General features: G+C 60.5%; 23 protein-coding genes and 1 riboswitch. Of the genes, 13 read left to right on the top strand and 10 right to left on the bottom strand.

The genetic code is table 11. The annotated features are described in order from the left end of the window. The first annotated feature begins 84 nt into the window (after window positions 1-84). Both CD175_RS19470 and CD175_RS19465 read left to right on the top strand, forming a co-directional pair. Complete coding sequence (locus tag CD175_RS19470) at window positions 85-636, top strand: cytochrome b (RefSeq protein ID WP_104450114.1); 552 nt, start codon at window positions 85-87, stop codon at window positions 634-636. 32 nt (window positions 637-668) lie between these two features. After that, on the top strand, window positions 669-1,262 hold the full coding sequence (locus CD175_RS19465) for a YceI family protein (RefSeq protein WP_104450113.1): 594 nt from the start codon (window positions 669-671) through the stop codon (window positions 1,260-1,262). A 217-nt stretch (window positions 1,263-1,479) separates the two neighbouring features. On the opposite strand, the gene CD175_RS19460 is transcribed toward CD175_RS19465, so the two are convergent. The 4 genes from CD175_RS19460 to ahcY form a co-directional block, all read right to left on the bottom strand. Further along, window positions 1,480-3,342, bottom strand: a complete 1,863-nt coding sequence (locus CD175_RS19460; protein WP_104450112.1) for an RNA helicase RhlE2 — start codon at window positions 3,340-3,342, stop codon at window positions 1,480-1,482. A 222-nt stretch (window positions 3,343-3,564) separates the two neighbouring features. After that, a complete protein-coding gene (locus tag CD175_RS19455) occupies window positions 3,565-4,380 on the bottom strand; it encodes a substrate-binding periplasmic protein (RefSeq protein WP_104450111.1) in 816 nt (271 codons plus the stop codon). A 165-nt stretch (window positions 4,381-4,545) separates the two neighbouring features. Continuing rightward, entirely contained in the window at window positions 4,546-5,391 is an 846-nt protein-coding gene (gene metF / locus CD175_RS19450) for a methylenetetrahydrofolate reductase [NAD(P)H] (protein WP_104450110.1), read from the bottom strand. Window positions 5,392-5,532: 141 nt separating this feature from the next. Further along, a complete protein-coding gene (gene ahcY, locus CD175_RS19445) occupies window positions 5,533-6,942 on the bottom strand; it encodes an adenosylhomocysteinase (protein ID WP_104450109.1) in 1,410 nt (469 codons plus the stop codon). Between the two features lie 23 nt (window positions 6,943-6,965). Further along, a riboswitch (S-adenosyl-L-homocysteine riboswitch) is annotated at window positions 6,966-7,065 on the bottom strand. A 198-nt stretch (window positions 7,066-7,263) separates the two neighbouring features. On the opposite strand from ahcY, the gene CD175_RS19440 reads away from it, so the two are divergent. Then, window positions 7,264-7,668: an acyl-CoA thioesterase gene (locus tag CD175_RS19440; protein ID WP_102699934.1), complete on the top strand. Its 405-nt coding sequence runs from the start codon at window positions 7,264-7,266 to the stop codon at window positions 7,666-7,668. Window positions 7,669-7,847: 179 nt separating this feature from the next. After that, complete coding sequence (locus CD175_RS19435; protein ID WP_104450108.1) at window positions 7,848-8,744, top strand: formate/nitrite transporter family protein; 897 nt, start codon at window positions 7,848-7,850, stop codon at window positions 8,742-8,744. A 3-nt stretch (window positions 8,745-8,747) separates the two neighbouring features. Here CD175_RS19435 and CD175_RS19430 read toward each other — a convergent pair whose 3' ends face one another. Then, complete coding sequence (locus CD175_RS19430; RefSeq protein WP_104450107.1) at window positions 8,748-9,917, bottom strand: MFS transporter; 1,170 nt, start codon at window positions 9,915-9,917, stop codon at window positions 8,748-8,750. A 312-nt stretch (window positions 9,918-10,229) separates the two neighbouring features. On the opposite strand from CD175_RS19430, the gene CD175_RS19425 reads away from it, so the two are divergent. After that, window positions 10,230-11,063, top strand: a complete 834-nt coding sequence (locus CD175_RS19425) for an EamA family transporter (protein ID WP_104450106.1) — start codon at window positions 10,230-10,232, stop codon at window positions 11,061-11,063. A gap of 49 nt (window positions 11,064-11,112) precedes the next feature. After that, window positions 11,113-11,496 carry an MAPEG family protein gene (locus tag CD175_RS19420; RefSeq protein WP_007975455.1) on the top strand — a complete coding sequence of 128 codons (384 nt, stop codon included), beginning with the start codon at window positions 11,113-11,115 and terminating at the stop codon, window positions 11,494-11,496. Between the two features lie 127 nt (window positions 11,497-11,623). Here CD175_RS19420 and mltA read toward each other — a convergent pair whose 3' ends face one another. Further along, window positions 11,624-12,808, bottom strand: coding sequence for a murein transglycosylase A (gene mltA, locus CD175_RS19415; RefSeq protein ID WP_104450105.1), 1,185 nt, complete (start codon window positions 12,806-12,808; stop codon window positions 11,624-11,626). 128 nt (window positions 12,809-12,936) lie between these two features. On the opposite strand from mltA, the gene CD175_RS19410 reads away from it, so the two are divergent. Further along, the gene (locus CD175_RS19410; protein WP_104450104.1) at window positions 12,937-13,386 is read left to right on the top strand and encodes a c-type cytochrome; all 450 of its coding nucleotides are present in this window, start codon (window positions 12,937-12,939) and stop codon (window positions 13,384-13,386) included. 130 nt (window positions 13,387-13,516) lie between these two features. On the opposite strand, the gene CD175_RS19405 is transcribed toward CD175_RS19410, so the two are convergent. From CD175_RS19405 to CD175_RS19390, 4 genes are all read right to left on the bottom strand, one after another. Continuing rightward, on the bottom strand, window positions 13,517-13,912 hold the full coding sequence (locus CD175_RS19405; protein ID WP_104450103.1) for a DUF1090 domain-containing protein: 396 nt from the start codon (window positions 13,910-13,912) through the stop codon (window positions 13,517-13,519). 96 nt (window positions 13,913-14,008) lie between these two features. Then, window positions 14,009-15,688, bottom strand: a complete 1,680-nt coding sequence (gene ligB / locus CD175_RS19400; protein ID WP_104450102.1) for an NAD-dependent DNA ligase LigB — start codon at window positions 15,686-15,688, stop codon at window positions 14,009-14,011. Window positions 15,689-15,876: 188 nt separating this feature from the next. Then, complete coding sequence (gene metK, locus CD175_RS19395) at window positions 15,877-17,067, bottom strand: methionine adenosyltransferase (RefSeq protein WP_007975460.1); 1,191 nt, start codon at window positions 17,065-17,067, stop codon at window positions 15,877-15,879. Window positions 17,068-17,085: 18 nt separating this feature from the next. After that, a complete protein-coding gene (locus CD175_RS19390; RefSeq protein ID WP_104450101.1) occupies window positions 17,086-18,081 on the bottom strand; it encodes an ArsR/SmtB family transcription factor in 996 nt (331 codons plus the stop codon). A 262-nt stretch (window positions 18,082-18,343) separates the two neighbouring features. Between CD175_RS19390 and tkt the strand changes: the two genes are divergently transcribed. The 6 genes from tkt to fba all read left to right on the top strand — a co-directional run bounded on the left by tkt (window position 18,344) and on the right by fba (window position 24,734). Further along, window positions 18,344-20,341, top strand: a complete 1,998-nt coding sequence (gene tkt, locus CD175_RS19385) for a transketolase (RefSeq protein ID WP_104450100.1) — start codon at window positions 18,344-18,346, stop codon at window positions 20,339-20,341. Between the two features lie 185 nt (window positions 20,342-20,526). After that, window positions 20,527-21,579, top strand: coding sequence for an erythrose-4-phosphate dehydrogenase (gene epd / locus CD175_RS19380; RefSeq protein WP_104450099.1), 1,053 nt, complete (start codon window positions 20,527-20,529; stop codon window positions 21,577-21,579). A gap of 12 nt (window positions 21,580-21,591) precedes the next feature. After that, window positions 21,592-22,755, top strand: a complete 1,164-nt coding sequence (locus CD175_RS19375) for a phosphoglycerate kinase (protein ID WP_104450098.1) — start codon at window positions 21,592-21,594, stop codon at window positions 22,753-22,755. A 35-nt stretch (window positions 22,756-22,790) separates the two neighbouring features. Further along, window positions 22,791-23,012: a hypothetical protein gene (locus tag CD175_RS19370; RefSeq protein WP_104450097.1), complete on the top strand. Its 222-nt coding sequence runs from the start codon at window positions 22,791-22,793 to the stop codon at window positions 23,010-23,012. Window positions 23,013-23,068: 56 nt separating this feature from the next. Beyond that, complete coding sequence (locus CD175_RS19365) at window positions 23,069-23,410, top strand: MliC family protein (protein WP_104450096.1); 342 nt, start codon at window positions 23,069-23,071, stop codon at window positions 23,408-23,410. Window positions 23,411-23,669: 259 nt separating this feature from the next. Further along, entirely contained in the window at window positions 23,670-24,734 is a 1,065-nt protein-coding gene (gene fba, locus CD175_RS19360; RefSeq protein WP_007981624.1) for a class II fructose-bisphosphate aldolase, read from the top strand. The last annotated feature ends 96 nt before the right edge of the window (window positions 24,735-24,830 follow it).

The following is a 24,830-nucleotide window of genomic DNA, read 5'->3' as shown; positions in this document are numbered from 1 at the left end:
TTCGATATTTCAAAGCAAATTTTTCCGCTTTAATTCGATAGATAACTCGATACTCTTGGGCCAGCAATTACAAGGATCCAGGCAATGCAGCTACGTAACTCTACTTCCCGCTACGGCTGGGTCAGTATCTTCATGCACTGGGGTGTGGCACTGGCCGTGTTCGGTTTGTTCGCCCTTGGCCTGTGGATGGTTGGCCTCGGCTATTACGACCCATGGCGCAAGGCAGGGCCGGATCTGCACAAGAGCATTGGATTGATCCTGCTGGGCGTCATGGTGTTGCGGGTGCTGTGGCGATTCGTCAGCCCACCGCCACCGACTTTGAGCAGTTACAGCCGCATGACGCGTCTGGGCGCGAAATTCGGCCATGGCTTTCTGTATCTCTGCCTGTTCGCTGTGATGATTGCCGGTTACCTGATTTCCACCGCAGAAGGTGTCGGGATTCCGGTGTTTGACTGGTTTGAAGTGCCTGCCCTGATCTCCGGACTACCGGACCAGGCAGATAACGCCGGTGCCATTCACCTCTACCTGGCGTGGGTGCTGGTAATTTTTTCCGGCCTCCATGCGTTGGCAGCATTGAAGCATCACTTTATCGATCGTGATGTGACCCTCAAGCGCATGCTGGGTCGCAAAGCCTGAAGTTCAACCTCGACTCCCAAGGAAAACAAAGCATGTTGAAAAAGACTCTCGCCGCTCTGGCAATCGGTTCCGCGCTGCTGTCCGCCAACGTGATGGCGGCTGACTACACCGTCGACAAGCAAGGCCAGCACGCCTTCGTCAACTTCAAGATCAGCCACCTGGGCTACAGCTACATCACCGGTACCTTCAAGGACATCGATGGCACATTCAGCTTCGACGCTGCCAAACCTGAAGACAGCAAGATCGAGTTCAACGTGAACACCGCCAGCGTTTTCACCAACAACGCCGAACGTGACAAGCACATCTCCAGCAAAGACTTCCTGAAAGTGGCTGATTTCCCCAAGGCTACTTTCAAGTCCACCAGCGTTAAGTCCACTGGCAAAAACGCCGCCGGCAAAGATACTGCCGACGTGACTGGCGACCTGACCATTGCGGGCGTAACCAAGCCAGTCGTGGTCAAGGCCACTTTCCTGGGCGAAGGCAAGGATCCATGGGGCGGCTACCGTGCTGGCTTCGAGGGCACTACCAGCATCAAGCGTTCCGATTTCGGCAAGATGATGGACCTGGGTCCACAGTCCGACGCCGTGGATCTGTACGTTACGTTTGAAGGTGTCAAAGCGAAATAAATTTTCGCCCCTGACAAAAAAACGCCCGCTGCTCCCCTGAGCGCGGGCGTTTTTTATTGCCGTACACAATCCCCTGTAGGAGCTGCCGCAGGCTGCGATCTTTTGATTTTCAGGAGCAAAAGATCGCAGCCTGCGGCAGCTCCTACAAAAGCGGATCCCGCATCAACAAAAATGCCCCGAACCTTTCGGCGCGGGGCATTTTTATTGCAGCGATAACTCAGCGATTGCGGGTCAGCAATGCCGGTTTTTCACCACGAGGACGGCTTGGCAGTTGATCCAGCTGCTCAGGTGTCGGGAAGCGGTCGGCTTTCGATTCCTTGTGCATGATCTTCGGTGCCGGGCCACGCGGGTTCTGCACAGCCGGTTCCGAACGAGGCTGGTCGTCACGGGCCGGGCGGCGATTGCGTGAGTCTTCGCGGCGGGCCTGACCATCGCGCGGTGCGCCGCTGCGAGGACCGCTACGCTTGGCCGGCGGAGTGCCGGTGCTGGCGCCATCGCTGTTGCGCGGACCGTTCTGGCGACCTTGTGGCTTGCCGGAACGTGGAGTGCCTGCGGCGGTGCCCTGTGGCGGAGCACCCGGACGGCGACCACGGCCTTGCGCGGGTTTCTGCTGCGGTACGTAGTCGACGCGGTTACCGAAGTTATCGATATCGTCGTCCAGGAACTCGTCCGGGGCACGGTCGGCGGCGGCACGAGGAGGCTGCGACGGACGCTGTTCGCGTGCCGGAGTGCCTTCACGTGGCTTTTGCTGACGGGCAGGGCGCTCGCCGCGTTCGCCAGCCGGTTTTTCCTTGCCCTTGTCCTTGCCTTTGTCCTTGCGACCGCCGCCGCCACCGCTGCCGTTCGGACCGTCGCCGCGCGGGCCACGCGGATTGCGCGGGTTGCGCATGTCCGGACGCTCGCGCACTTCAGGCTTTTCCGCCTCGATGGTGCTTGCATCGAAGCCCATCAGGTCGCCGTCGGCGATTTTCTGCTTGGTCATGCGTTCGATGCTTTTCAGCAGTTTTTCTTCGTCCGGGGCGACCAGCGAAATCGCCTCGCCCGAACGACCGGCACGACCGGTACGGCCGATACGGTGCACGTAGTCTTCATCGACATTCGGCAGTTCGAAGTTGACCACGTGTGGCAGCTGGTCGATGTCCAGGCCGCGGGCGGCGATGTCGGTGGCCACCAGGATGCGCACGGTGCCGGCCTTGAAATCGGCCAGGGCTTTGGTGCGGGCGTTCTGGCTCTTGTTGCCGTGGATCGCGACGGCGCTCAGGCCGTGTTTGTCCAGGTACTCGGCCAGGCGGTTGGCGCCGTGCTTGGTGCGGGTGAACACCAGCACCTGTTCCCAGGCGCCAGCGGTGATCAGGTGCGCCAGCAAGGCACGCTTGTGGCTGGCCGGCAAACGGAATACGCGTTGTTCGATACGCTCGACCGTGGTGTTCGGCGGCGTGACTTCGATGCGTTCCGGGTTGTGCAGCAGCTTGCCGGCGAGGTCGGTGATGTCCTTGGAGAAGGTCGCCGAGAACAGCAGGTTCTGACGTTTGGCCGGCAGGCGGGCCAGGACCTTTTTCACGTCATGGACGAAGCCCATGTCGAGCATGCGGTCGGCCTCGTCCAGCACGAGGATTTCCACGTGGGACAGATCGACGCTGCCTTGGCCGGCCAGGTCGAGCAGGCGGCCAGGGCAGGCCACCAGCACGTCTACGCCACGGGACATGGCCTGAACCTGCGGGTTCATGCCGACACCACCGAAGATGCAGGCGCTGACGAACTTCAGGTCACGGGCATAGACCTTGAAGCTTTCATGCACTTGCGCGGCGAGTTCGCGAGTCGGGGTCAGGACCAGTACGCGCGGTTGGCGCGGGCCATGACGCTGGGATTTGTCCGGGTGACCGTTGGGGAACAACCGCTCCAGGATCGGAAGGGCGAAACCGCCGGTTTTACCAGTACCTGTCTGTGCCGCGACCATCAGGTCGCGACCTTGCAACACGGCGGGAATGGCCCGCTGTTGCACCGGAGTAGGCTCGGTATAGCCCGCTGCCTCGATGGCGCGGACTAAAGCCTCGGAGAGACCGAGGGAAGCAAAGGACATGAGTAATCCTGTTTTAGTTAGGGCTTGGCCCAATGGGAGTCTTGCCTGGCGCGAATGGCGTTTAAGAGGACGCAATCCCGTCCGGTCCTGCTGGGTCTCGAAGGCTCGTCTGCAAGCGCTCGCGCGGGCTGAAAGCTGCGCAGTAGCGGGGTTGAGATGCCTTTAACGATTCCGGGCGTCCGGGCGTGAGCCTGGCGGGAAGGCCGGAGTATAACAGAGCAATCACTGCGCGCCGCTTTCCTGCTGCTCAACGGTTTTTTCCGTGGCGGCCGTGGTCTTTTCAGTTTTCATGTTGACGGCCGGTTCCGCGCCATAGCGGGCACTCAGTTCGGCGTAGGCGGGCTCGCGCTTGAAGCGTTTGAGTTCGGCACCGAAACGTTGCACCAGCAGATCCATGCCCGCATTGCGCCGCACCGCGAGAAACTGGCTTTGCTGGCTGATGATCGTCGGGTTTTCGGTGATCTTGTCGCGGATGCCCAGTTCATCGAGCAAATGCTGGCCGACCCGGCGGTCGGTAATCAACAGGTCAATCCGCCCGCGCAGCAGTTTGCCGAAGTTGGCTTCGTGGGTGGGCGCCGGCTCGCGAGTGAACAACGTGGAGTCGCTGAAGTCCTTGCTGTACAGGTAACCCGGCGAGATGCCGATGGTCAGGCCGCGCAAGTCATCAAGGGTGCGAAACGGATGGGGCCGGTCATTGGCGTAGAACAACACGAACTGCACTTCAGACAGTGGTTCGCTGGGGTAGAGAAGGGTCGCATCGCGTTCATCGCTGTGAAAGATGTCCAGCGCGCCGTCGGCCTGGCCTGATTCAAGCATCGACAGGCAGCGTTTCCATGGCAGGAACTGCCACTCCACTTCGATGCCCAGGCGCTTGAAGACAATGGCGGTGGTTTCGTAGTCCAGGCCCAGTGATTTGCCGTTGTCATCGTACACATAAGGCGCCCACGGCTCCGTGACAATGCGCAACTTCTCGCCCCGGGCGGCGAAGCTCAGGCAAGTGAAGGCAAGTACGGCGATTAACTGCGTGATCAAAGGCATGGGCTTGAGATTACGACGAGAAACCGGAAAGAGCCAGAAACTCACCGCAGATGCTCTAACTCCGTGGATTGCCGCACATTTATAGTGCGTTGAAGCAAAAGATCGCAGCCTACAGCAGCTCCTGTAGGAGCTGTCGTAGGCTGCGATCTTTTGATCTTGCTTTGCTTAACGCGGCAACTTCAGGTTGTTCCACACCGCCAGGCTCGCTTCAGCCTGGTTCAGTGTGTAGAAGTGCAGCCCTGGAGCGCCACCTTGCAGCAGTTGTTCACACATCTCGGTGATGACCTGTTCGCCAAAGCGCTGAATGCTCTGGGTGTCGTCGCCGTAAGCTTCCAGTTGCTTGCGGATCCAGCGCGGGATTTCCGCACCGCAGGCATCGGAGAAACGCGCCAGCTTGCTGTAGTTGGTGATCGGCATGATGCCCGGCACGATCGGGATGTCCACGCCCAACGCCCGCACACGTTCCACGAAGTAGAAGTAGCAGTCGGCGTTGAAGAAGTACTGGGTGATCGCGCTGTCGGCGCCGGCGTTGGCTTTGCGCACGAAGTTGGCGACATCGTCTTCGAAGTTGCGCGCTTGCGGATGCATTTCCGGGTACGCGGCGACTTCGATGTGGAAATGGTCGCCGGTTTCTTCACGAATGAATTCAACCAGGTCATTGGCGTGGCGCATTTCGCCACTGGCCATGCCCATGCCCGAAGGCAGGTCACCGCGCAGGGCGACGATGCGCTTGATGCCGGCGGCCTTGTACTGGGCCAGCAGGCCGCGCAGGTCGTCTTTGCTGTCGCCTACGCAGGACAGATGCGGAGCGGCAGGGATTTTGACTTCGCTTTCCAGCTGCAACACGGTGTTCAGCGTGCGATCACGGGTCGAGCCGCCGGCGCCATAGGTGCAGGAGAAGAAATCGGGGTTGTAGATGGCCAGCTGACGAGCAGTGGCGAGCAGCTTTTCATGCCCAGCATCGGTCTTCGTAGGGAAGAACTCGAAGCTGTAGCGACGATCTTGGGACATGGTCATATCCTTGGAAACACGTAAGCCGGACGCAGGCTTCTGTAGGAGCTGCCGCAGGCTGCGATCTTTTGATCCTGACAATCAAGGTCAAAAGATCGCAGCCTGCGGCAGCTCCTACAGAGAGCGATCAGTCAGCGTCTATCAGTAGCGGTAAGCGTGCGGCTTGAACGGACCTTCGACGGTCACGCCGATGTAGTCGGCCTGGGTCTTGGTCAGTTGAGTCACAACGCCGCCGAAGCCACGGACCATTTCCAGGGCCACTTCTTCGTCGAGTTTCTTCGGCAGTACTTCAACGGTCAGGCGCTCGGCTTTCTGGGCTGGCGACAGGTCGGCGTACTTCTGGCCGAACAGGAAGATCTGCGCCAGAACCTGGTTGGCGAACGAACCGTCCATGATGCGGCTCGGGTGACCAGTGGCGTTGCCCAGGTTAACCAGGCGGCCTTCGGCCAGCAGGATCAGGTAGTCGTCGTTCTGTGGGTCGAAATTGCCAGCACCGGTACGGTGGATCTTGTGAACCTGTGGCTTCACTTCTTCCCATGCCCAGTTCTTGCGCATGAAAGCGGTGTCGATTTCGTTGTCGAAGTGACCGATGTTGCAGACAACAGCGCGCTTCTTCAGGGCCTTGAGCATGTTTGCGTCGCAAACGTTGACGTTCCCGGTGGTGGTCACGATCAGGTCGATCTTGCCCAGCAGCGCCTTGTCGATGCTTGCTTCGGTACCGTTGTTGATACCGTCGATGAACGGCGAAACCAGTTCGAAGCCGTCCATGCAGGCTTGCATGGCGCAGATCGGGTCGACTTCGGAAACCTTGACGATCATGCCTTCCTGACGCAGGGACTGAGCGGAACCCTTGCCCACGTCACCGTAGCCGATGACCAGCGCTTGCTTGCCGGACAGCAGGTGGTCGGTGCCGCGCTTGATGGCATCGTTCAGGCTGTGACGGCAGCCGTACTTGTTGTCGTTCTTGCTCTTGGTCACCGAGTCGTTGACGTTGATGGCCGGGATTTTCAGCTCGCCCTTGGCCAGCATGTCCAGCAGGCGGTGAACGCCGGTGGTGGTTTCTTCGGTCACGCCGTGAACGCGATCCAGAACCTGTGGGTACTTCTTGTGCAGCAGTTCGGTCAGGTCGCCGCCGTCGTCGAGGATCATGTTGGCGTCCCATGGCTGGCCATCCTTGAGGATGGTCTGCTCCAGGCACCACTCGTACTCTTGTTCGGTTTCACCTTTCCAGGCGAAAACCGGGATGCCGGCAGCGGCGATGGAAGCGGCGGCCTGATCCTGAGTCGAGAAAATGTTGCAGGACGACCAGCGCACTTCGGCACCCAGGGCAACCAGGGTTTCGATCAGCACGGCAGTCTGAATGGTCATGTGGATGCAGCCGAGGATCTTCGCGCCCTTGAGCGGTTGCTCTTCGGAGTACTTGCGACGCAGACCCATCAGGGCCGGCATTTCGGATTCGGCGATGATGGTTTCGCGACGGCCCCAGGCAGCCAGGGACATGTCGGCGACTTTGTAATCGGTAAAATCTGCAGGCGTGATAACAGCGCTCATGAAGAGCCTCCATTCGTAATGTATGCGAATGGGCGCCGTTGTGCGTTTAGTGTCTGGCTTAAGGCCAGGCAACGCCCCATCCGAGCCTGACAGGTCGAACCTGCTGCAGCGCCCCTCGGACAGGTGGCGGGAAAACGGTATCAAGTGATGATGACCGTTTTGAAACGGTGGCGATTATAGCGGGCTATGCTGATCTTCCAAAGCGTTTCTGTCGGTCAATGTCCGAACGGTAATCGAGACCATAGTCGATGCTCAATAGAGCTCTGGGTCGGGCTCTGCCATGATGGTCAGCATCATTCGGCAAGACGCTCAGGAGTGAACATGAATTTCCACACCCGCAAATGGGTAAAACCCGAAGACCTCAATCCTAACGGCACTTTGTTCGGCGGCAGCCTGTTGCGCTGGATCGACGAAGAGGCGGCGATCTACGCCATCGTCCAGTTGGGCAACCAGCGTGTAGTGACCAAGTACATTTCCGAAATCAACTTCGTCAGCGCCTCGCGCCAAGGCGACATCATCGAACTGGGCATCACCGCCACCGAGTTCGGCCGTACCTCGATCACCCTGACCTGCGAAGTGCGCAACAAGATCACCCGCAAGAGCATCCTCACGGTCGAGAAAATGGTCTTCGTCAACCTCGGTGAAGACGGCTTGCCGGCGCCCCACGGCCGGACCGAGATCAAGTACGTCAAAGACCAGTTCCAGGACGATGACGCCGGCTCGTAATGCGAGCCCTGTAGGAGCTGGCTTGCCAGCGATAGCATCGCCGCGATTTCCGTGGTGGTGCCAATATCGCCATCGCTGGCAAGCCAGCTCCTACGGAAGCGGTGTCATCGCCGCAACGACTGAACAGCTCCGGATAGCGCGTGTCGTAGCTAAATAGCCCGCCACTGGTTGCGCACATCATGAACTCGGCACAAGACGGCAAGACCCCGAACCTGTCGGCGCAAGAAGAGCACGAAGTCGAAAAGAGCCAGCCGCCCCGTGCCGCGGTGTTGCACGAGATCATTCGCACCCAGGGCGATCAGGAGCTGGAGCGCAGCATTGCCGCTTTGTGGTGGTCAGCGCTGGCGGCGGGGCTGACCATGGGCCTGTCGCTGATGGGCATGGGCCTGCTCAATTCGCGCCTGCCGGACGGCGAGGGATTCAAGGTGATCGCCAGTTTCGGTTATTGCGCCGGTTTCCTCGCGGTAATTCTCGCTCGTCAGCAACTGTTCACCGAAAACACCCTGACCGCTGTGCTGCCGGTGATGACCAAACCGACCCTGGCCAACTTCGGCCGTCTGCTGCGGCTGTGGACGGTGGTGCTGATCGGTAACCTCTGCGGCACCTTGCTGGTGGCATATGTGATGCTGGAGCTGCCGATTTTCGACAGCAAGACCGACGTGGCCTTCCTCGATATCGGCCGCAAGGTCATGGAAAATCACGCCAGTCAGATGTTCGCCAAGGGCATCGTTTCCGGCTGGATGATCGCGACCATGGTCTGGATGATTCCGTCCATGGAGAACGCCAAGATGTGGATCATCATCCTCATCACCTACCTCATGGCGCTGGGAGACTTCACCCACATCGTCGTCGGCTCGCTGGAGGTTTCGTATCTGGTGTTTGCCGGCGAGTTGCCGTGGAAGGACTTCTGGCTGGTGTTCGCCGGGCCGACGCTGGCGGGGAACATCATAGGTGGCAGCTTTATTTTCGCGCTGATCAGTCATGCGCAGATCCGCAGCGAAAGCGGGCCGCCGAAAGAGTCAGCGGATCAGGGCGAAGCACCTGATCCGCAGAAGATCAAAAAACCATCAAGGTGATGCTCAGCCCGCTACATTCAACGCCACCGCGCCGCGACGCTGGCGATAGATGAAGAACAGTGCGGTCAGCACGGTCAAGCCGCTGACCAGTGCGCCGGTCCAGGGCAAGTCCGCCAGGTCGGCGCCACTGGCCACCACCAGGCCGCCAATCCATGCGCCGGCGGCGTTACCGAGGTTGAACGCACTCTGGTTCAACGTTGAGCCGAGGTTCGGTGCTTCATGGGCCTGATCGATGATCAGCAGTTGCAGGATCGGGCACAGCGCGAAGGCGAACGTCCCCCACAGCACCAGTGTGATTGCCGCCGGGATCACCGATTGGCTGGTTTGTGTGAACGCCGCCAGCACCACCAGCACGGCCAATGCCATGCCCACCAGCGATGGCAGCAAGCGGCTGTCCGCCAGACGACCACCGAGCATGCTGCCGGCGGTCAGACCAACGCCGAACAACAGCAACATGATGGTGACGCCGTGGGGGCTGACGCCAGTGATGTCCTGCAGGATCGGCGCGATGTAGGTAAACACACTGAATAGGCTGGTCGAGGCCAGCACGCTCATGCCCAGGGCCAGCAGCACGTTGGCCTTGCCCAGCACCTTGAACTCGCTGGCCAGGTTGGCTTTATCCATCGCGATGTTTTTCGGCAGCCAGATCCATTGCGCAATCGCGGCGAGCACACCGATCACCGACACCGCCCAGAACGTCGAGCGCCAACCCGCGTATTGCCCGAGCGCGGTACCCAATGGCACGCCGAGCACGTTGGCCAGGGTCAGGCCGGTGAACATCATGGCAATCGCCTGGGCCCGTTTATTGGGGGCAACCAGTCCGGCAGCCACCACCGAACCGATGCCGAAAAATGCGCCGTGGCAGAGTGCCGTGATCACCCGCGCGGCCATCAGCGTGGCGTAGTTTGGTGCCAGTGCGCAGAGCATGTTGCCGAGGATGAACATCAGCGTCATGCCCAGCAGGGTGGCTTTGCGCGGCATGTTGGCGGTGCCGACGGCGAGGATCGGTGCACCGAACACCACGCCAAGGGCGTAACCGGTGATCAGCAATCCGGCGTCGGGAATGCTGACGCCGAGATCGCGGGCGACGTCGGGCAACAGGCCCATGATGACGAATTCGGTGGTGCCGATGCCGAAGGCGGCAACAGCGAGGGCAAGCAAAGCGAGTGGCATGCGCAAGGTCTCTGTCGGTAGTCTTGACGCTGTGATCAGGCATACGCAGGCCGACGACCGTTCTCGACGATAGCGGGCGGGGCAGGATTTTTATTGGAATTGGTCTGTGCGCAACTGAGTGCGGCGTGGTCGTTTGCAGTATAAACAGCTGCTGACATATGGCGAATCAATTCTCTACCCGGCTTCCTGTAGGAGCGAGCTTGCTCGCGAAAGACGTCAAGGCGACGCGTTTATCCAGACAGCACGCGTTAACGTCCATCGCGAGCAAGCTCGCTCCTACAGAGATCGTGTAGACAACAAAAGGAGTGGGCCGTGCTTGCGACGGTGTTGGTGTTGGTGGCGGCGCTGTTGCACGCGGCGTGGAATACCCTGATCAAGTTCAGTGCGGAGCGGCTGTTGGTGGTGGCCTGCATGGACAGCGTGGCGCTGCTCTTTGTCGCGCTGATGGTGCCGTTCCTGAGCCTGCCGCCGCTGGAGATCTGGCCGTGGATCCTGGCTTCGGCGGCGTTCGAGTTGCTCTATCGCTACTTGCTGATCCAGGCCTATCGGGTCGGCGACCTCGGCCTGGTTTATCCGCTGATGCGCGGCCTGTCACCCTTGGTGGTGCTGGCGCTGACGCTGATCTTTGCCGGGGAGGTGCTGACCCATCAGCAGATATTCGGAATCCTGCTGATTCCGTTCGGCATGCTGTGCCTGCTCTGGCAGGGCGGTGGCGGTGCGCGTTTACCCTGGTCGATGCTGCCGGTGGTGGCGTTGATCGGCCTGTGCATCGGTTGCTACACCTACATCGACGGTCAGGCCTTGCGGCGCTGGTCCCATCCTCTGGATTACCTGGTCTGGGTCACCTTGCTCAGCGCCTGGCCGTTTCCGTTGTTGGCATTGGTGCGCAAGCGCCCCGCGTTCATGCTGTTCTGGCGCGAGCAGTGGCGCCTGGGCCTGGCGGTCGGGTTTTGCGTGTTGTTCAGCTACGCTCTGGTGCTGTGGGCGATGCAATTGGGCTCGATTGCAGAAGCAGCAGCGTTGCGCGAGATCAGCGTGATTCTGGTGGTGCTGTTTGGCATGCGTTACCTCAAAGAACCTTTTGGCGGGCCACGCCTCTTAGCATGTGGGCTGGTGCTGATCGGCATACTGGTGATGAAGTTTTGATCGCTGTTGATGGATTCGATTTTCTACAACTTGAAGAAGGGACTGCGTAATGACGGTTGCTCTGTGGTGCATTTTGATTGCGATCTTCCTGCCGTATCTGTGCACGGGTGTCGCGAAGATCAGTGGCGGGTTCCGACTGAAAGACAATCATGATCCACGTGGGTTTCTCGATTCCCTGGAGGGTTTGGGCAAGCGGGCAAATGCGGCACAACTGAACAGTTTTGAAGTGACGCCGGCGTTTGCAGCCGCGGTGATCGTGGCGCACCTGGCGGGCAACGCCGAATTGGTGACCATCAATGTGTTGTCGGTGTTGTTCATCACCAGCCGTCTGCTTTTCATCATTTTCTATCTGGCGGACCTGGCGGCGCTGCGGTCGTTGATGTGGTTCGTGGGGATGGCGTTGATCGTGAGTTTCTTTGTGGTGTCAGTCTGAAAGAACTTCGCCGACACCATTGACCTGTAGGAGCCGGCTTGCCGGCGAAAGCGGAGTGTCAGGCGACATGATCGTTGATCAATCCGCCGCCTTCGCCGGCAAGCCGGCTCCTACAGTAATCAGTTGCTCAAGGGTTGGTTTTAATCGCATCCGCCACCTGCGGCACTTGCGGCAACGCCGCACCTTTGGGCCAGAGCATCCAGATCTGCCCCTGCTGTTTCATGTCCCCGGCCAGTTGCCCGGCTGCATCGCCGGTGCCCCAGAACAGATCCGCCCGGACTTCGCCGGCAATCGCGCCGCCGGTGTCCTGCGCTGCTACGGGGCGAACCAGGGCTGTGCCGTCCGGTCTGGTGGTGGACAACCACAGCAGACTGCCCAGTGGAATCACCTTGCGATCCACCGCTGCGCTGTAACCGGCGGTCAACGGTACGTTCAACGAGCCGCGCGGCCCTTCGTTGCTGTCCGGGTTACGGGTGAAGAACACATAGCTGGGGTTGCTGCCGAGCAGTTCGGGAATCCGCGACGGATTGGCCTTGGCCCAGGTGCTGATGGCACCCATGGTCACGTCTTCTTTTTTCAACTCGCCCTGTTCCACCAGCCAGCGGCCGATCGGTCGATACGGATGGCCGTTCTGGTCGGCATAGGCGATGCGCAACTGGCGGCCGTTATCGAGCTGGATGCGACCTGAACCCTGGATTTGCAGGAACTGCAGATTCATCGGATCGGTCAGCCAGGCCACGACCGGTGCCTTGACCCCTTTGCTCTCGATGGTGGCCGCATCGTCGTACGGCTTGAGCACGCGACCTTCAAGTCGGCCGCGCAGGCGTTTGCCCTTGAGTTCCGGGTAAATGCTGTCGAGGGCGACGATGATCATGTCTTCGGGGACACCATAGACCGGGACATTGGCCATGCTGGTCTGGGTCAGGCTGCCCGGATAGACCGGCTCGTAGTAGCCGGTGATCAAGCCGTTGGGGTTGTCGTTGGCGGCGCGCAGGCCGTACACATCGAGGTTCTGTTTGAGAAAACCGCGAATGTCGCTGGCGGTTTGCGGCACGTTGGTCGCCGCCGCGCAGGTGCCACCCCAGACCGGGTCGGCCTTGAGTCGGGTGCAGGCGCTGCGCCAGGAGCCGAAACCGGCGACCAGGTCGGCGTCGGACACCGCCGGCAGCGCTTCCCATGTAGCGCTGGAGTAAGTGGCCAGGGCATGGGTTTTCGGTTGTTGCTTGTCGCCACCGGTGCAGCCTGCGAGCAGGGCCATCATCGGCAAGGTCCAGGCCAGGCTGTGACGCCATGCCTTGAAATGGCTGTTCATGGAGTGATTCCTTTGCCGGTTGCCTGATCGCTCCATGCGCTCAAGCAACCCTTATTGATAATAGGGCTATTGGTCTTTGCCGATGACACGAGGATACTGGCCGCCGTTTCCTGTGACCTGAAGCCACCATGACTCTTAAAAGACTTTCTGTTGTATTGCTGGCCTGCCTGACATTGTCCGCTTGTGGCGGCGTTGACCCCAACTCGCCGCTCGGTCAGCGCAAGGCCATTTTCAAGCAGATGCTCAAGACCGGCGAAGACCTGGGCGGCATGTTGCGCGGGCGTATCCCGTTCGATGGCCCGAAATTCGCCGAGGGTGCGGTGAAGCTCGATGGGTTGTCCCGTGAGCCGTGGAAACATTTTCCGCAGGTGCGTGAAGAAGATCACACCAGTGCCAAGAGCGATGTCTGGGAGCAGCAGGCACGCTTTCAGGGCATGGCCCGCGATCTTGAATCCGCCACCGGTGAATTGGTGATCGCTAGCCAGATTCAACCTTACAAGGCCAGCAACCTGGGGCCGGCGGTGCAGAAAGTCGAAGATGCTTGCAGTGCGTGTCATAAGGCGTTTCGGGATCATTGATTGGCGTTGTTCGGTCTGACGCCTTCGCGAGCAGGCTCGCTCCCACATGTGGTCTCATAATCCTGTGGGAGCGAGCCTGCTCGCGAAGACTGCTTTGGCAACACCGAAATCTTTGTTCCTTAATCTGTACTTACTTATCCAGCTCATCCAAAGCGTCCTGCAATTCCTTACGGGCATCGGCGAGTTTGTCTTTGCGCTTGTTGATCTTCTCGGGGTCGCCTTTGCTCATGGCCTTGTCGAGGTCTGCCTGACGCTTGCTGACTTCGTGCCTGGCGTCGAGCACCTTGTTTTCCCGCTCCTTCTTCAGCGAGGCGTCGGTGCAGTTGGCTTCGACTTCGCTCAGGGCTTTTTCCAGGCCGGCCTGCTGGTCGGCGTTGCCGTGGACCTTGGCCAATTCGATCTGGTTGACGATACCTTGCTTCTTGGCGGCGCAACCGGACAGCCCCGGCGCTTCCTCGTCCGCCATCAACGGGGTGGCCAGCATGCTGCACAGGGCCAGGAGGGCGAGCGGTGAAAGAAATTTCATAAAAGCTCCATGTAAGAAGGCCAGCGGGCCGGTGTGGCAATGGCTTGTTGGAGCCCAGCGATCCCCAGGGGTTCCCGGTGGGCACGGGGCTGGCAGCTAAAAGCCGTCAATCCCCGTTTCACGTAACGTTTCACTCAAGGCCAGGACCTGCGGATCGCGGAAAAAAGCGCTCAGTTGCGCCGCGCGTCCCGGCCCGATACCGGCCTCGGCCCGCCACTGTTCGATGTCTCGCTGCGCCAGCGTCTGCCATGAGTCGCCGAGAGGCACCGGACCTGTCGGTGGCAATCCCAAGGCTTTCAGCCAGTGCGCGAACGGGCGTTGCCGGGCCTGGTTGAAGCTGTCTGCAAGGCGAGTCGCGCTGCGCTCGCCGAAACCGTCAATGGTAGCAAGCTCTTGGGCATCAAGGGTCAACCAATCCAGCAGACCGTTCAGGCGACCTGTTGCAAGAAGTTTTTCCCAGGTGCCCGGACCGACATTGGGCAGCGCCAGACCCTGTTTGCCGCTGAGCCAGGTCAGGCGTGCGAGAAATTGGCCCTCACAACCCGGAGTCGGCTGCCAGCAACTCAATGAATGAAAGTCCGCTACCTTCGGCACAGTCAATTCGACGCGCTCGCTGCTGCGTAACACAACGCCATCGAGCCTGGGAATGGTCAGCCCGGCCAGGCTGATGGCGACCTGATCACCCGGACGTATGTCCATTGCCCGCCAGCGTTGCAACGAGCTGACGCTGACGCGTTTGATCTGCCGGTCATCGAGCGTCACCGGGGTCAGTTCAAGTACCGGAGTGATCCGTCCGGTACGGCCGATTTTGAAGTGAACCTGGCGGACTTCGGCCAGTGCCTGGGCGAAGGGATATTTCCAGGCGATGGCCCAGTAGGGTGGCCGGGCTTGCCAGCGTTCGGCGGCCGGGCGCTGGTTCTGGCGCAGGACGATGCCGTCGCTGGCAAAGGGCAGGGAAGCGCGATACCAGTGTTCGCGCCAGCGTTCGGCATCGATGACGGACGCGATTGGCTGGCTGTATGCCGTAGTACTGGGGAAGCCCAGCGCCGTCAGTGCTGCGGCCTGGGCGGGTGTGCTTGTCGGCCCTTGGGGCCAGTCCCAGACAAAAAGGTCGATGCCGGCGGCCTGTTCAGTGCTCAACACCTTGCGCGCCATCAGGCCCGCCACCGTGGCGCGGGCGTTGAGGCTGCCGGCGCGGGCCTGCACATGATCGGTCAGGCGCCAATACAGTTCACCTTGCACGAGCAAATCCCGAGGCTGGGATAGCTGCTGCGGGATGGCCGGAATCTGTCGTGCCGGAACCGTCCAGTCCTGACCGCTCTCGCCATCGCCGCGGCTGATGGCCTGGGTCAACCGACCATTACGGTAAACCAGGGTCACCGCCACCCCGTCGATTTTAGGCTGGGCCCAGACGTCCACCCGGTTGTGCAGCCATTTTTCGACGGAAGGCCGATCATGCAGTTTGCCCAAGCCGGTGTGGGCGATGGGGTGGGGCAGCGCGCCGCGCGCAGTGCGCAAGGGGTCTGCGGGCGGGTTCAGGTTGAAGCAGTGGCGCCATTGGGTAAGTCGCGCGCGGGACTGGTCGTAGAGTTCATCGGCGACCAGTGAATGTCCCTGGCGGTGATAGCTGTCGTCCCATAAGTCGATTTGTAGTTGCAGTGTGCCGACTTCGTTCAGGGCACGTTCGGGTGGCCAGTCCGGGCATTCGGTGGCACTGGCAATCAGGCAGGCAAGGGACAGTAGGGCGGCGAAAAACAGGCGCAGGTAGGGAAGCATCTTGAGCGTCCTTGCTCGGTGAGGTGTGTGAAGGCTAGGTCAGTATCTGTCGGTGCAGCGAGAGGGTGTTTTGCCGGGTATTTCCGGTGGCCTTGCTCGCGAAGACGGTCGTGCGGTCTGAAGCGCAAGCCAATAAAAAGCCCCGCAAGGCGCGAACCGTGCGGGGCTTCGGGTGTTGCGGGGAAGTCTTACAGGCCGGCAGCAGAACGCAGGGCGTCGGCGCGGTCGGTTTTTTCCCAGGTGAACGTGGTGAAGGTGTCGTCACCAACGGTCTTGGTCGCCGGGGTGCGACCGAAGTGGCCGTACGCAGCGGTTTCCTGATACATCGGGTGCAGCAGGTCGAGCATGGTGGTGATCGCGTATGGACGCAGGTCGAACACTTCGCGAACCAGTTTGACGATCTTGTCGTCGCTGATCTTGCCGGTGCCGAAGGTGTTCAACGAGATCGAAGTCGGTTGAGCAACGCCGATTGCGTAGGAAACCTGGATCTCGCAACGCTCGGCCAGGCCGGCGGCAACGATGTTCTTGGCCACGTAACGACCGGCGTAGGCGGCCGAACGGTCAACCTTCGATGGATCTTTACCGGAGAACGCGCCTCCGCCGTGACGGGCCATGCCGCCGTAGCTGTCGACGATGATCTTGCGACCGGTCAGGCCGCAGTCACCCACCGGGCCGCCAATGATGAACTGGCCGGTCGGGTTGATGTGGAACTGGGTGTCCTTGCTCAGCAGTTCGGCAGGCAGCACGTGCTTGACGATCAGCTCCATCACGCCTTCGCGCAGGTCGTTGTACGACACTTCCGGGTTGTGCTGGGTCGACAGGACGACCGCGTCGATACCGACAACCTTGCCGTTTTCGTAGCGGCAGGTCACTTGCGACTTGGCATCCGGACGCAGCCAAGGCAGCAGGCCGGATTTGCGGGCTTCAGCCTGGCGCTGCACCAGCTGGTGCGAGAAGGTGATCGGCGCTGGCATCAGCACGTCGGTTTCGTTGCTGGCATAGCCGAACATCAGGCCCTGGTCGCCGGCACCCTGATCTTCAGGCTTGGCACGGTCGACACCCTGGTTGATGTCAGGGGATTGCTTGCCGATGATGTTCATCACGCCGCAGGTGGCGCCGTCGAAGCCGACGTCGGAGCTGGTGTAGCCGATGTCGGTGATCACGTCACGAACGATCTGCTCCAGGTCAACCCAGGCCGAAGTGGTGACTTCGCCGGCGATGATGGCCACGCCCGTTTTCACCAGAGTCTCGCACGCCACACGGGCGAACTTGTCTTCAGCAATGATGGCGTCCAGCACCGCATCAGAAATCTGGTCGGCGATTTTGTCCGGATGCCCTTCAGACACGGACTCGGAGGTGAAAAGGGAGTATTCGCTCATCTCGATGTTTTCCTGAAATTACCGATGGTGAGTGTCGCCAGCCGGCCGCTGAAAGTGGCGGACCTGGATCTGGAAACCATTACGTAAGCCTACATAGAGGCTTTCCCCGGGAACGAGTCCCGCAGCGGTGGCCCAACGGGCCAGATCGTCCTGTTCAAACCCCAGCCAGAGATCACCGCAGGCCTCCTTGGCCCAACTCTGGTTGTGGCTACATAACTCTGTCACCAACAGGCTACCGCCTGGTTGCAGCAAGTGGGCCATGTGCTTGAGCGCATCGGCCGGCGCGGCAAAATGATGCAGCACCATGTTCAGTACCACGCAATCGGCCCTGAGACTGACGCCGTTCAATGCATCGGCCAATTGCAGGCTAACGTTAGTCAGCTTGTCGCGTTCGCAGACCTGGCGCGCCAGTTCGAGCATCGCGGTGCTGTTGTCCAGCGCCGTGACTTGCGAGAATCGGCGCGCCAGTTCCGGCAGGAATGCGCCATCGCCGGGGCCGACTTCAATGGCCGTGGCGTCTTTGCCCAGGCTCAACTTGTCGAGCAGGGCCACCACGCTTTCGCGGTACTGCGGCAGGCCGGCGATCAAGTCTTGCTGGGCGCGAAACTTCTCCGCTACCCGTGAGAAAAAGTCCTGGCTGGCGGCTGCTCGTTGCCCGTGGACCTGGGCGATGCGCGACTGCACATCGGCCGGTAGCGTCAGGTTGTCGACTTCTTCGAGCAGGGCTGCATGCAATTTGCCGCCCAGCAGTTCGGTGTGGGGCAGGGCACGACGGTAAAAAATCGCATTGCCTTCGCGGCGCGTTGCCACCAGGCCGGCCTGGGCCAGTACCTTGAGGTGGTGGCTCATGCCTGACTGGCCGATGCCGAAGATCTGCGCCAGTTCCAGCACGCCAAACGAATCGTTGGCCAGTGCGCGCAAAACATTCAAACGCAGGGGATCGCCGCCAGCCTTGCACAAGGCCGCCAGTTCATCGCAATCGTCATGCTGAATGGAGGGCACGCGTAAATTCATAAGGCCGGCAGTCTAGTCACGGGTCGAAGGCATCGCAAGAGCAATATCAAAAAGTTTTGATATTGCTCGATAGATGGCACTTCTTGACGTTAGCTTCAGTCAACAAACGAACAGCGGAAAGGTTTCATCAGGCGAATACGTCGTTATCCATTGGAAAAACGCCTTCAGATGACTATCTGTCATTGCCCCGAGGCGGCCCGGTGAGGGAAAATGCTCGCCTTTTTTCCGTTTCGTTTTATTCAAGTCCCCCAGGAGAACAGCGATGCCTAGCCGTCGTGAGCGTGCCAACGCCATTCGTGCCCTCAGCATGGATGCCGTGCAAAAAGCCAACAGCGGCCATCCCGGTGCCCCAATGGGTATGGCGGATATCGCCGAGGTACTTTGGCGCGACTACCTCAAGCACAACCCGAGCAATCCATCGTTCGCCGACCGTGACCGCTTCGTGCTGTCCAACGGCCACGGCTCGATGCTGATCTACTCGCTGCTGCACCTGACCGGCTACGACCTGTCGATCGATGACCTCAAGCAGTTCCGTCAACTGCACAGCCGCACCCCGGGCCACCCGGAACTCGGCTACACCCCGGGCGTGGAAACCACCACTGGTCCACTGGGCCAGGGCCTGGCCAACGCCGTGGGTTTTGCCCTGGCTGAAAAAGTCATGGCGGCGCAGTTCAACCGTCCTGGCCACAACATCGTCGACCACCACACCTATGTGTTCCTGGGTGATGGCTGCATGATGGAAGGCATTTCCCACGAAGTCGCTTCCCTGGCCGGTACCCTGGGCCTGGGCAAGCTGATCGCCTTCTACGATGACAACGGCATCTCCATCGACGGCGAAGTCGAAGGCTGGTTTACCGACGACACGCCGAAGCGTTTCGAATCCTACAACTGGCAAGTGATCCGCAACGTCGACGGTCACGACCCGGAAGAGATCAAGACCGCGATCGACACTGCACGCAAAAGCGCGCAGCCAACCCTGATCTGCTGCAAGACCACCATCGGCTTCGGTTCGCCGAACAAGCAAGGCAAGGAAGACTGCCACGGCGCCCCACTGGGTGACGCGGAAATCGCCTTGACCCGTGCGGCGCTGAAGTGGAACCACGGCCCGTTCGAAATCCCGGCCGACATCTACGCCGAGTGGGACGCCAAGGAGGCAGGTAAGGCTGTCGAAGCCGAGTGGGACCAGCGTTTCGCTGCCTACTCCGCTGCCTTCCCGACTGAAGCCAACGAACTGATTCGTCGCCTGAGCGGTGACCTGCCAGCTGACTTCAGCGAAAAAGCCGAGGCTTACATCGCTGAAGTGGCCGCCAAGGGCGAAACCATCGCCAGCCGTAAAGCCAGCCAGAATGCGCTGAACGCATTTGGCCCGCTGCTGCCCGAGTTCCTCGGCGGTTCGGCTGACTTGGCCGGTTCCAACCTGACCCTGTGGAAAGGTTGCAAAGGCGTTACCGCTGAAGACGCCAGCGGCAACTACATGTACTACGGCGTGCGCGAGTTCGGCATGACCGCGATCATGAACGGCGTTGCCCTGCACGGCGGCCTGGTGCCTTACGGCGCGACCTTCCTGATGTTCATGGAGTACGCGCGCAACGCTGTGCGCATGTCGGCCCTGATGAAGCAGCGCGTGATCCACGTCTACACCCACGACTCCATCGGTCTGGGCGAAGACGGCCCGACTCACCAGCCAATCGAGCAACTGGCCAGCCTGCGCTGCACCCCGAACCTCGACACCTGGCGTCCGGCGGATGCCGTTGAATCGGCAGTGAGCTGGAAGTACGCACTGGAGCGCAAGGACGGTCCTTCGGCCCTGATTTTCTCCCGTCAGAACCTGCAGCACCAAACCCGTGATGCCGGCCAGATCGCCGACATCAGCCGCGGTGGTTACGTGCTGAAGGACTGCGCAGGCGAGCCTGAGCTGATCCTGATCGCTACCGGTTCGGAAGTCGGCCTGGCTGTTCAAGCCTTCGACAAACTGACCGAGCAGGGCCGCAAGGTTCGCGTGGTTTCCATGCCGTGCACCAGCGTGTTCGATGCCCAGGACGCCGGCTACAAGCAATCGGTCCTGCCGTTGCAGGTCAGCGCCCGTATCGCCATCGAGGCCGCTCACGCGGACTACTGGTACAAGTACGTGGGCCTGGAAGGTCGCGTGATCGGCATGACCACCTACGGCGAGTCGGCGCCTGCGTCGGCCCTGTTCGAAGAGTTCGGCTTCACCCTGGAAAACATCCTGGGTCAGGCTGAAGAACTGCTGGAAGACTAAAACACGACGCGGTGGCCCTGGCCACCGCGATCCCCTGTAGGAGCGAGCTTGCTCGCGATGGTCGTTAACGATAACGCTGGCTGTCTGGATGAACGCGTTGTCCTGAAGTCCATCGCGAGCAAGCTCGCTCCTACAAGGGTGTGTTGTTAACGAGATTTCGTCTGACTGCGTCTATCGAGAACCCCATGCCTCAACCGCGTCCCTACAAAGTTGCACTCAACGGCTACGGCCGGATTGGTCGTTGCGTCTTGCGTGCGTTGTTCGAGCGAGGCGAGAAAGCCGGGTTCGAGATTGTCGCGATCAACGATCTGGCGGACATGGCCAGCATCGAATACCTGACACGCTTCGACTCCACCCATGGCCGGTTCCCCGGCGAAGTGAAGGTCGACGGCGATTGTCTGCATATTAATGGTGACTGCGTGAAGGTCCTGCGCAGTGCCACCCCCGAAGGCATCGATTGGGCATCCCTGGGCATCGATCTGGTGCTGGAGTGCTCCGGCGCTTACCACACTCGCGAAGACGGCCAGCGTTTCCTCGACGCCGGCGCCCCGCGCGTGCTGTTTTCCCAGCCGATGGCCAGCGAGACCGATGTCGACGCCACCATCGTCTACGGCGTGAACCAGGATTGCCTGACCGGCGATGAGCTGCTGGTGTCCAACGCGTCCTGCACCACCAACTGCGGCGTGCCGCTGTTGCGCCTGCTGAATCAGGCCATTGGCCTGGATTACGTGTCGATCACCACCATTCACTCGGCGATGAACGATCAGCCGGTCATCGATGCCTATCACCACGAAGACCTGCGCCGCACCCGTTCGGCGTTCCAGTCGGTGATTCCGGTGTCCACCGGTCTGGCGCGCGGTATCGAACGCCTGTTGCCGGAACTTGCCGGACGAATTCAGGCCAAAGCCGTGCGGGTGCCGACGGTCAACGTGTCCTGCCTCGATATCACGATGCAGACCGCCACCACGACCGACGCCACCGAGGTCAACCGGATCCTGCGCGAAGCCGCCACCAGCGGCCCGCTCAAAGGCCTGCTGGCTTACACCGAGTTACCCCACGCAAGCTGTGATTTCAACCATGACCCACATTCGGCGATCGTCGATGCCAGTCAGACCCGCGTTTCCGGCCCTCGGCTGGTGAACATCCTGGCCTGGTTCGACAACGAATGGGGTTTTGCCAACCGAATGCTGGACGTTGCAGAACACTATCTGCAAACAGCAACTTCAAAAAAACCGTAGGAAGTGCGACCCATGACCGTGTTGAAGATGTCCGACCTCGATCTGCAAGGTAAGCGCGTATTGATCCGCGAAGACCTCAACGTCCCAGTCAAGGACGGTGTTGTCAGCAGCGATGCGCGTATCCTGGCCTCGCTGCCGACCATCAAGCTGGCCCTGGAAAAAGGCGCGGCCGTGATGGTCTGCTCGCACCTTGGCCGTCCGACCGAAGGCGAGTTCTCGGCCGAGAACAGCCTCAAGCCGGTTGCCGACTACCTGAGCCGCGCCTTGGGCCGTGAAGTGCCGCTGGTGGCTGATTACCTGGGCGGTGTTGACGTCAAGGCCGGCGACATCGTGCTGTTCGAAAACGTGCGCTTCAACAAAGGCGAGAAAAAGAACGCCGACGAACTGGCCCAGCAGTACGCCGCCCTGTGCGACGTGTTCGTGATGGACGCCTTCGGCACCGCTCACCGTGCCGAGGGTTCGACCCACGGCGTGGCCAAGTTCGCCAAAGTCGCCGCTGCCGGCCCGTTGCTGGCTGCTGAACTGGACGCACTGGGCAAAGCCCTGGGCGCCCCGGCCCAGCCGATGGCGGCCATCGTCGCCGGCTCCAAGGTGTCGACCAAACTCGACGTACTGAACAGCCTGAGCCAGATCTGCGATCAGTTGATCGTCGGCGGCGGCATTGCCAACACCTTCCTGGCCGCTGCCGGTCACCCGGTCGGCAAGTCGCTGTACGAGCCGGACCTGCTCGACACCGCTCGCGCCATCGCCGCCAAAGTCAGCGTGCCGCTGCCAGTGGACGTGGTGGTTGCCAAGGAATTCGCTGAAAGCGCCGCTGCGACCGTCAAGCTGATCGCTGACGTCGCTGCCGACGACATGATCCTGGACATCGGCCCGCAGACCGCCGCGAACTTCGCCGAACTGCTGAAATCGTCCAAGACCATCCTGTGGAATGGTCCGGTCGGCGTGTTCGAATTCGACCAGTTCGGCAATGGCACCAAAGTGCTGGCCCAGGCCATCGCAGACAGCGCGGCGTTCTCCATTGCCGGCGGTGGCGACACCCTGGCCGCCATCGACAAATATGGCGTGGCCGAGCAGATCTCCTACATTTCTACCGGTGGCGGCGCGTTCCTCGAATTCGTCGAAGGCAAGGTGTTGCCAGCCGTTGAAGTCCTGGAAAGCCGGGCCAAGGCCTGAGGGTCGCCCGTTTGACCAGGCAAGGGAGTGTTGACATGGTCAAGACGTTAGCGCTGTTGATCATCGCAGGTTCGCTGGTGGCGTGCGGGAGTAACCCGAAGGCCACTGCGGAACCGGCGCCGTCCGAGTCGGACAAGGGCTGCTACCAGGCTGACTGGCAGGCCGAAACCAACCCGGTGCTCAACAAGCGTTCCGGGCCGGAAGGCCTGGACAAATACGAGACCCGGACGCCCGCCAAGGAACATGGCTGCCCTTGATGGGTCTGACTCATTACTCAGGGCTGGCAGCGTGCGCCGCCAGTTGAGGGACACGGATGAAAGGTTTTATCGCCGTTACGGCGCTGGCGTTGTTGGCCGGTTGTGCTCAGCTGAATCAGTTGAACCCGTTCCAGTCGTCCGCACCTGTGGATAACTGGACCACCTGGACCTGCGACAGCCAGGCCAAAGTGCTGTGGCGCTACACCGACGACAGCCGCAAGGAAGTTGACGTGCGCCTGGGCGGTGCCGATCAGGTCTACCGCTTGAAGCAGGAACCGGGTGCATCGGGTTCGCTGTACAGCAATGACATGCTGGCGTTTCACATAAAAGGTGAGGAAGGCCTGGTTTACTGGGTCGCCACCAATGATTTGATTGGGCGCGGTTGTAAAACGCAATAAACGGACTACGCCGTACCTGTAGGAGCGAGCCTGCTCGCGATGGTCGTTAACGATAACGTTGGGCACCTGAATGCCCGCGCTGTCTGGGCCACCATCGCGAGCAGGCTCGCTCCCACAGGGTTCCGGGGAAGTTCTTGAGATTTTCGCAACACCGAATTCGCAGCCCGGGCCAACCCCCGATCTGCAATAACTTGAATAGCCGCCGCCGCTACGGCAGGCTGGCACGATTAACGACCCTCAACCGGGAGAGACACACACAATGGCACTTATCAGCATGCGCCAGATGCTGGACCACGCAGCCGAGTTCGGCTACGGCGTTCCAGCCTTCAACGTCAACAACCTTGAGCAGATGCGCGCCATCATGGAAGCCGCTGACAAGACTGACTCCCCGGTGATCGTCCAGGCTTCGGCCGGTGCTCGCAAATACGCCGGTGCACCGTTCCTGCGTCACCTGATCCTGGCCGCCATCGAAGAATTCCCGCACATCCCGGTGTGCATGCACCAGGACCACGGCACCAGCCCTGACGTCTGCCAGCGTTCTATCCAGCTGGGCTTCAGCTCGGTGATGATGGACGGTTCCCTGGGCGAAGACGGCAAGACCCCGACCGACTACGACTACAACGTGCGCGTTACCCAGCAGACTGTGGCCATGGCTCACGCCTGCGGCGTTTCGGTAGAAGGCGAGCTGGGTTGCCTGGGTTCGCTGGAAACCGGCATGGCCGGTGAAGAAGACGGCATCGGCGCCGAAGGCGTTCTGGATCACAGCCAGATGCTGACCGACCCGGAAGAAGCCGCTGACTTCGTAAAACGCACTCAGGTTGATGCCTTGGCCATTGCCATCGGCACCAGCCACGGCGCCTACAAGTTCACCAAGCCGCCTACCGGCGATGTGCTGGCGATCGACCGCATCAAGGAAATCCACAAGCGCATTCCGAACACTCACCTGGTGATGCACGGTTCGTCTTCGGTTCCGCAAGAGTGGCTGGCGATCATCAATCAGTACGGCGGCGACATCAAGGAAACCTACGGCGTACCGGTTGAAGAAATCGTCGAAGGCATCAAGCACGGCGTGCGCAAGGTCAACATCGACACCGACCTGCGCCTGGCATCCACTGGCGCCATGCGTCGCCTGATGGCCACCAACCCGAGCGAATTCGACCCGCGTAAATTCTTCGGCGCCACTGTCACCGCCATGCGCGATGTATGTATCGCTCGCTACGAAGCCTTCGGTACTGCCGGTAATGCATCGAAGATCAAGGCGATCTCGCTGGAAGGCATGTATCAGCGTTACCTTAAAGGTGAGTTGAACGCCAAGGTCAACTAAGACCTTCAGCGTTTCAGTCGCATGAAAAACCCGCAGAAATGCGGGTTTTTTGTGAGCGCAAGATCAAAAGATCGCAGCCACAGTGCCCTGTAGGAA

The sequence above is a fragment of the Pseudomonas laurylsulfatiphila genome (assembly GCF_002934665.1).
Classification (GTDB): domain Bacteria; phylum Pseudomonadota; class Gammaproteobacteria; order Pseudomonadales; family Pseudomonadaceae; genus Aquipseudomonas; species Aquipseudomonas laurylsulfatiphila.
This window is presented reverse-complemented; position numbering and strand designations above follow the sequence as displayed.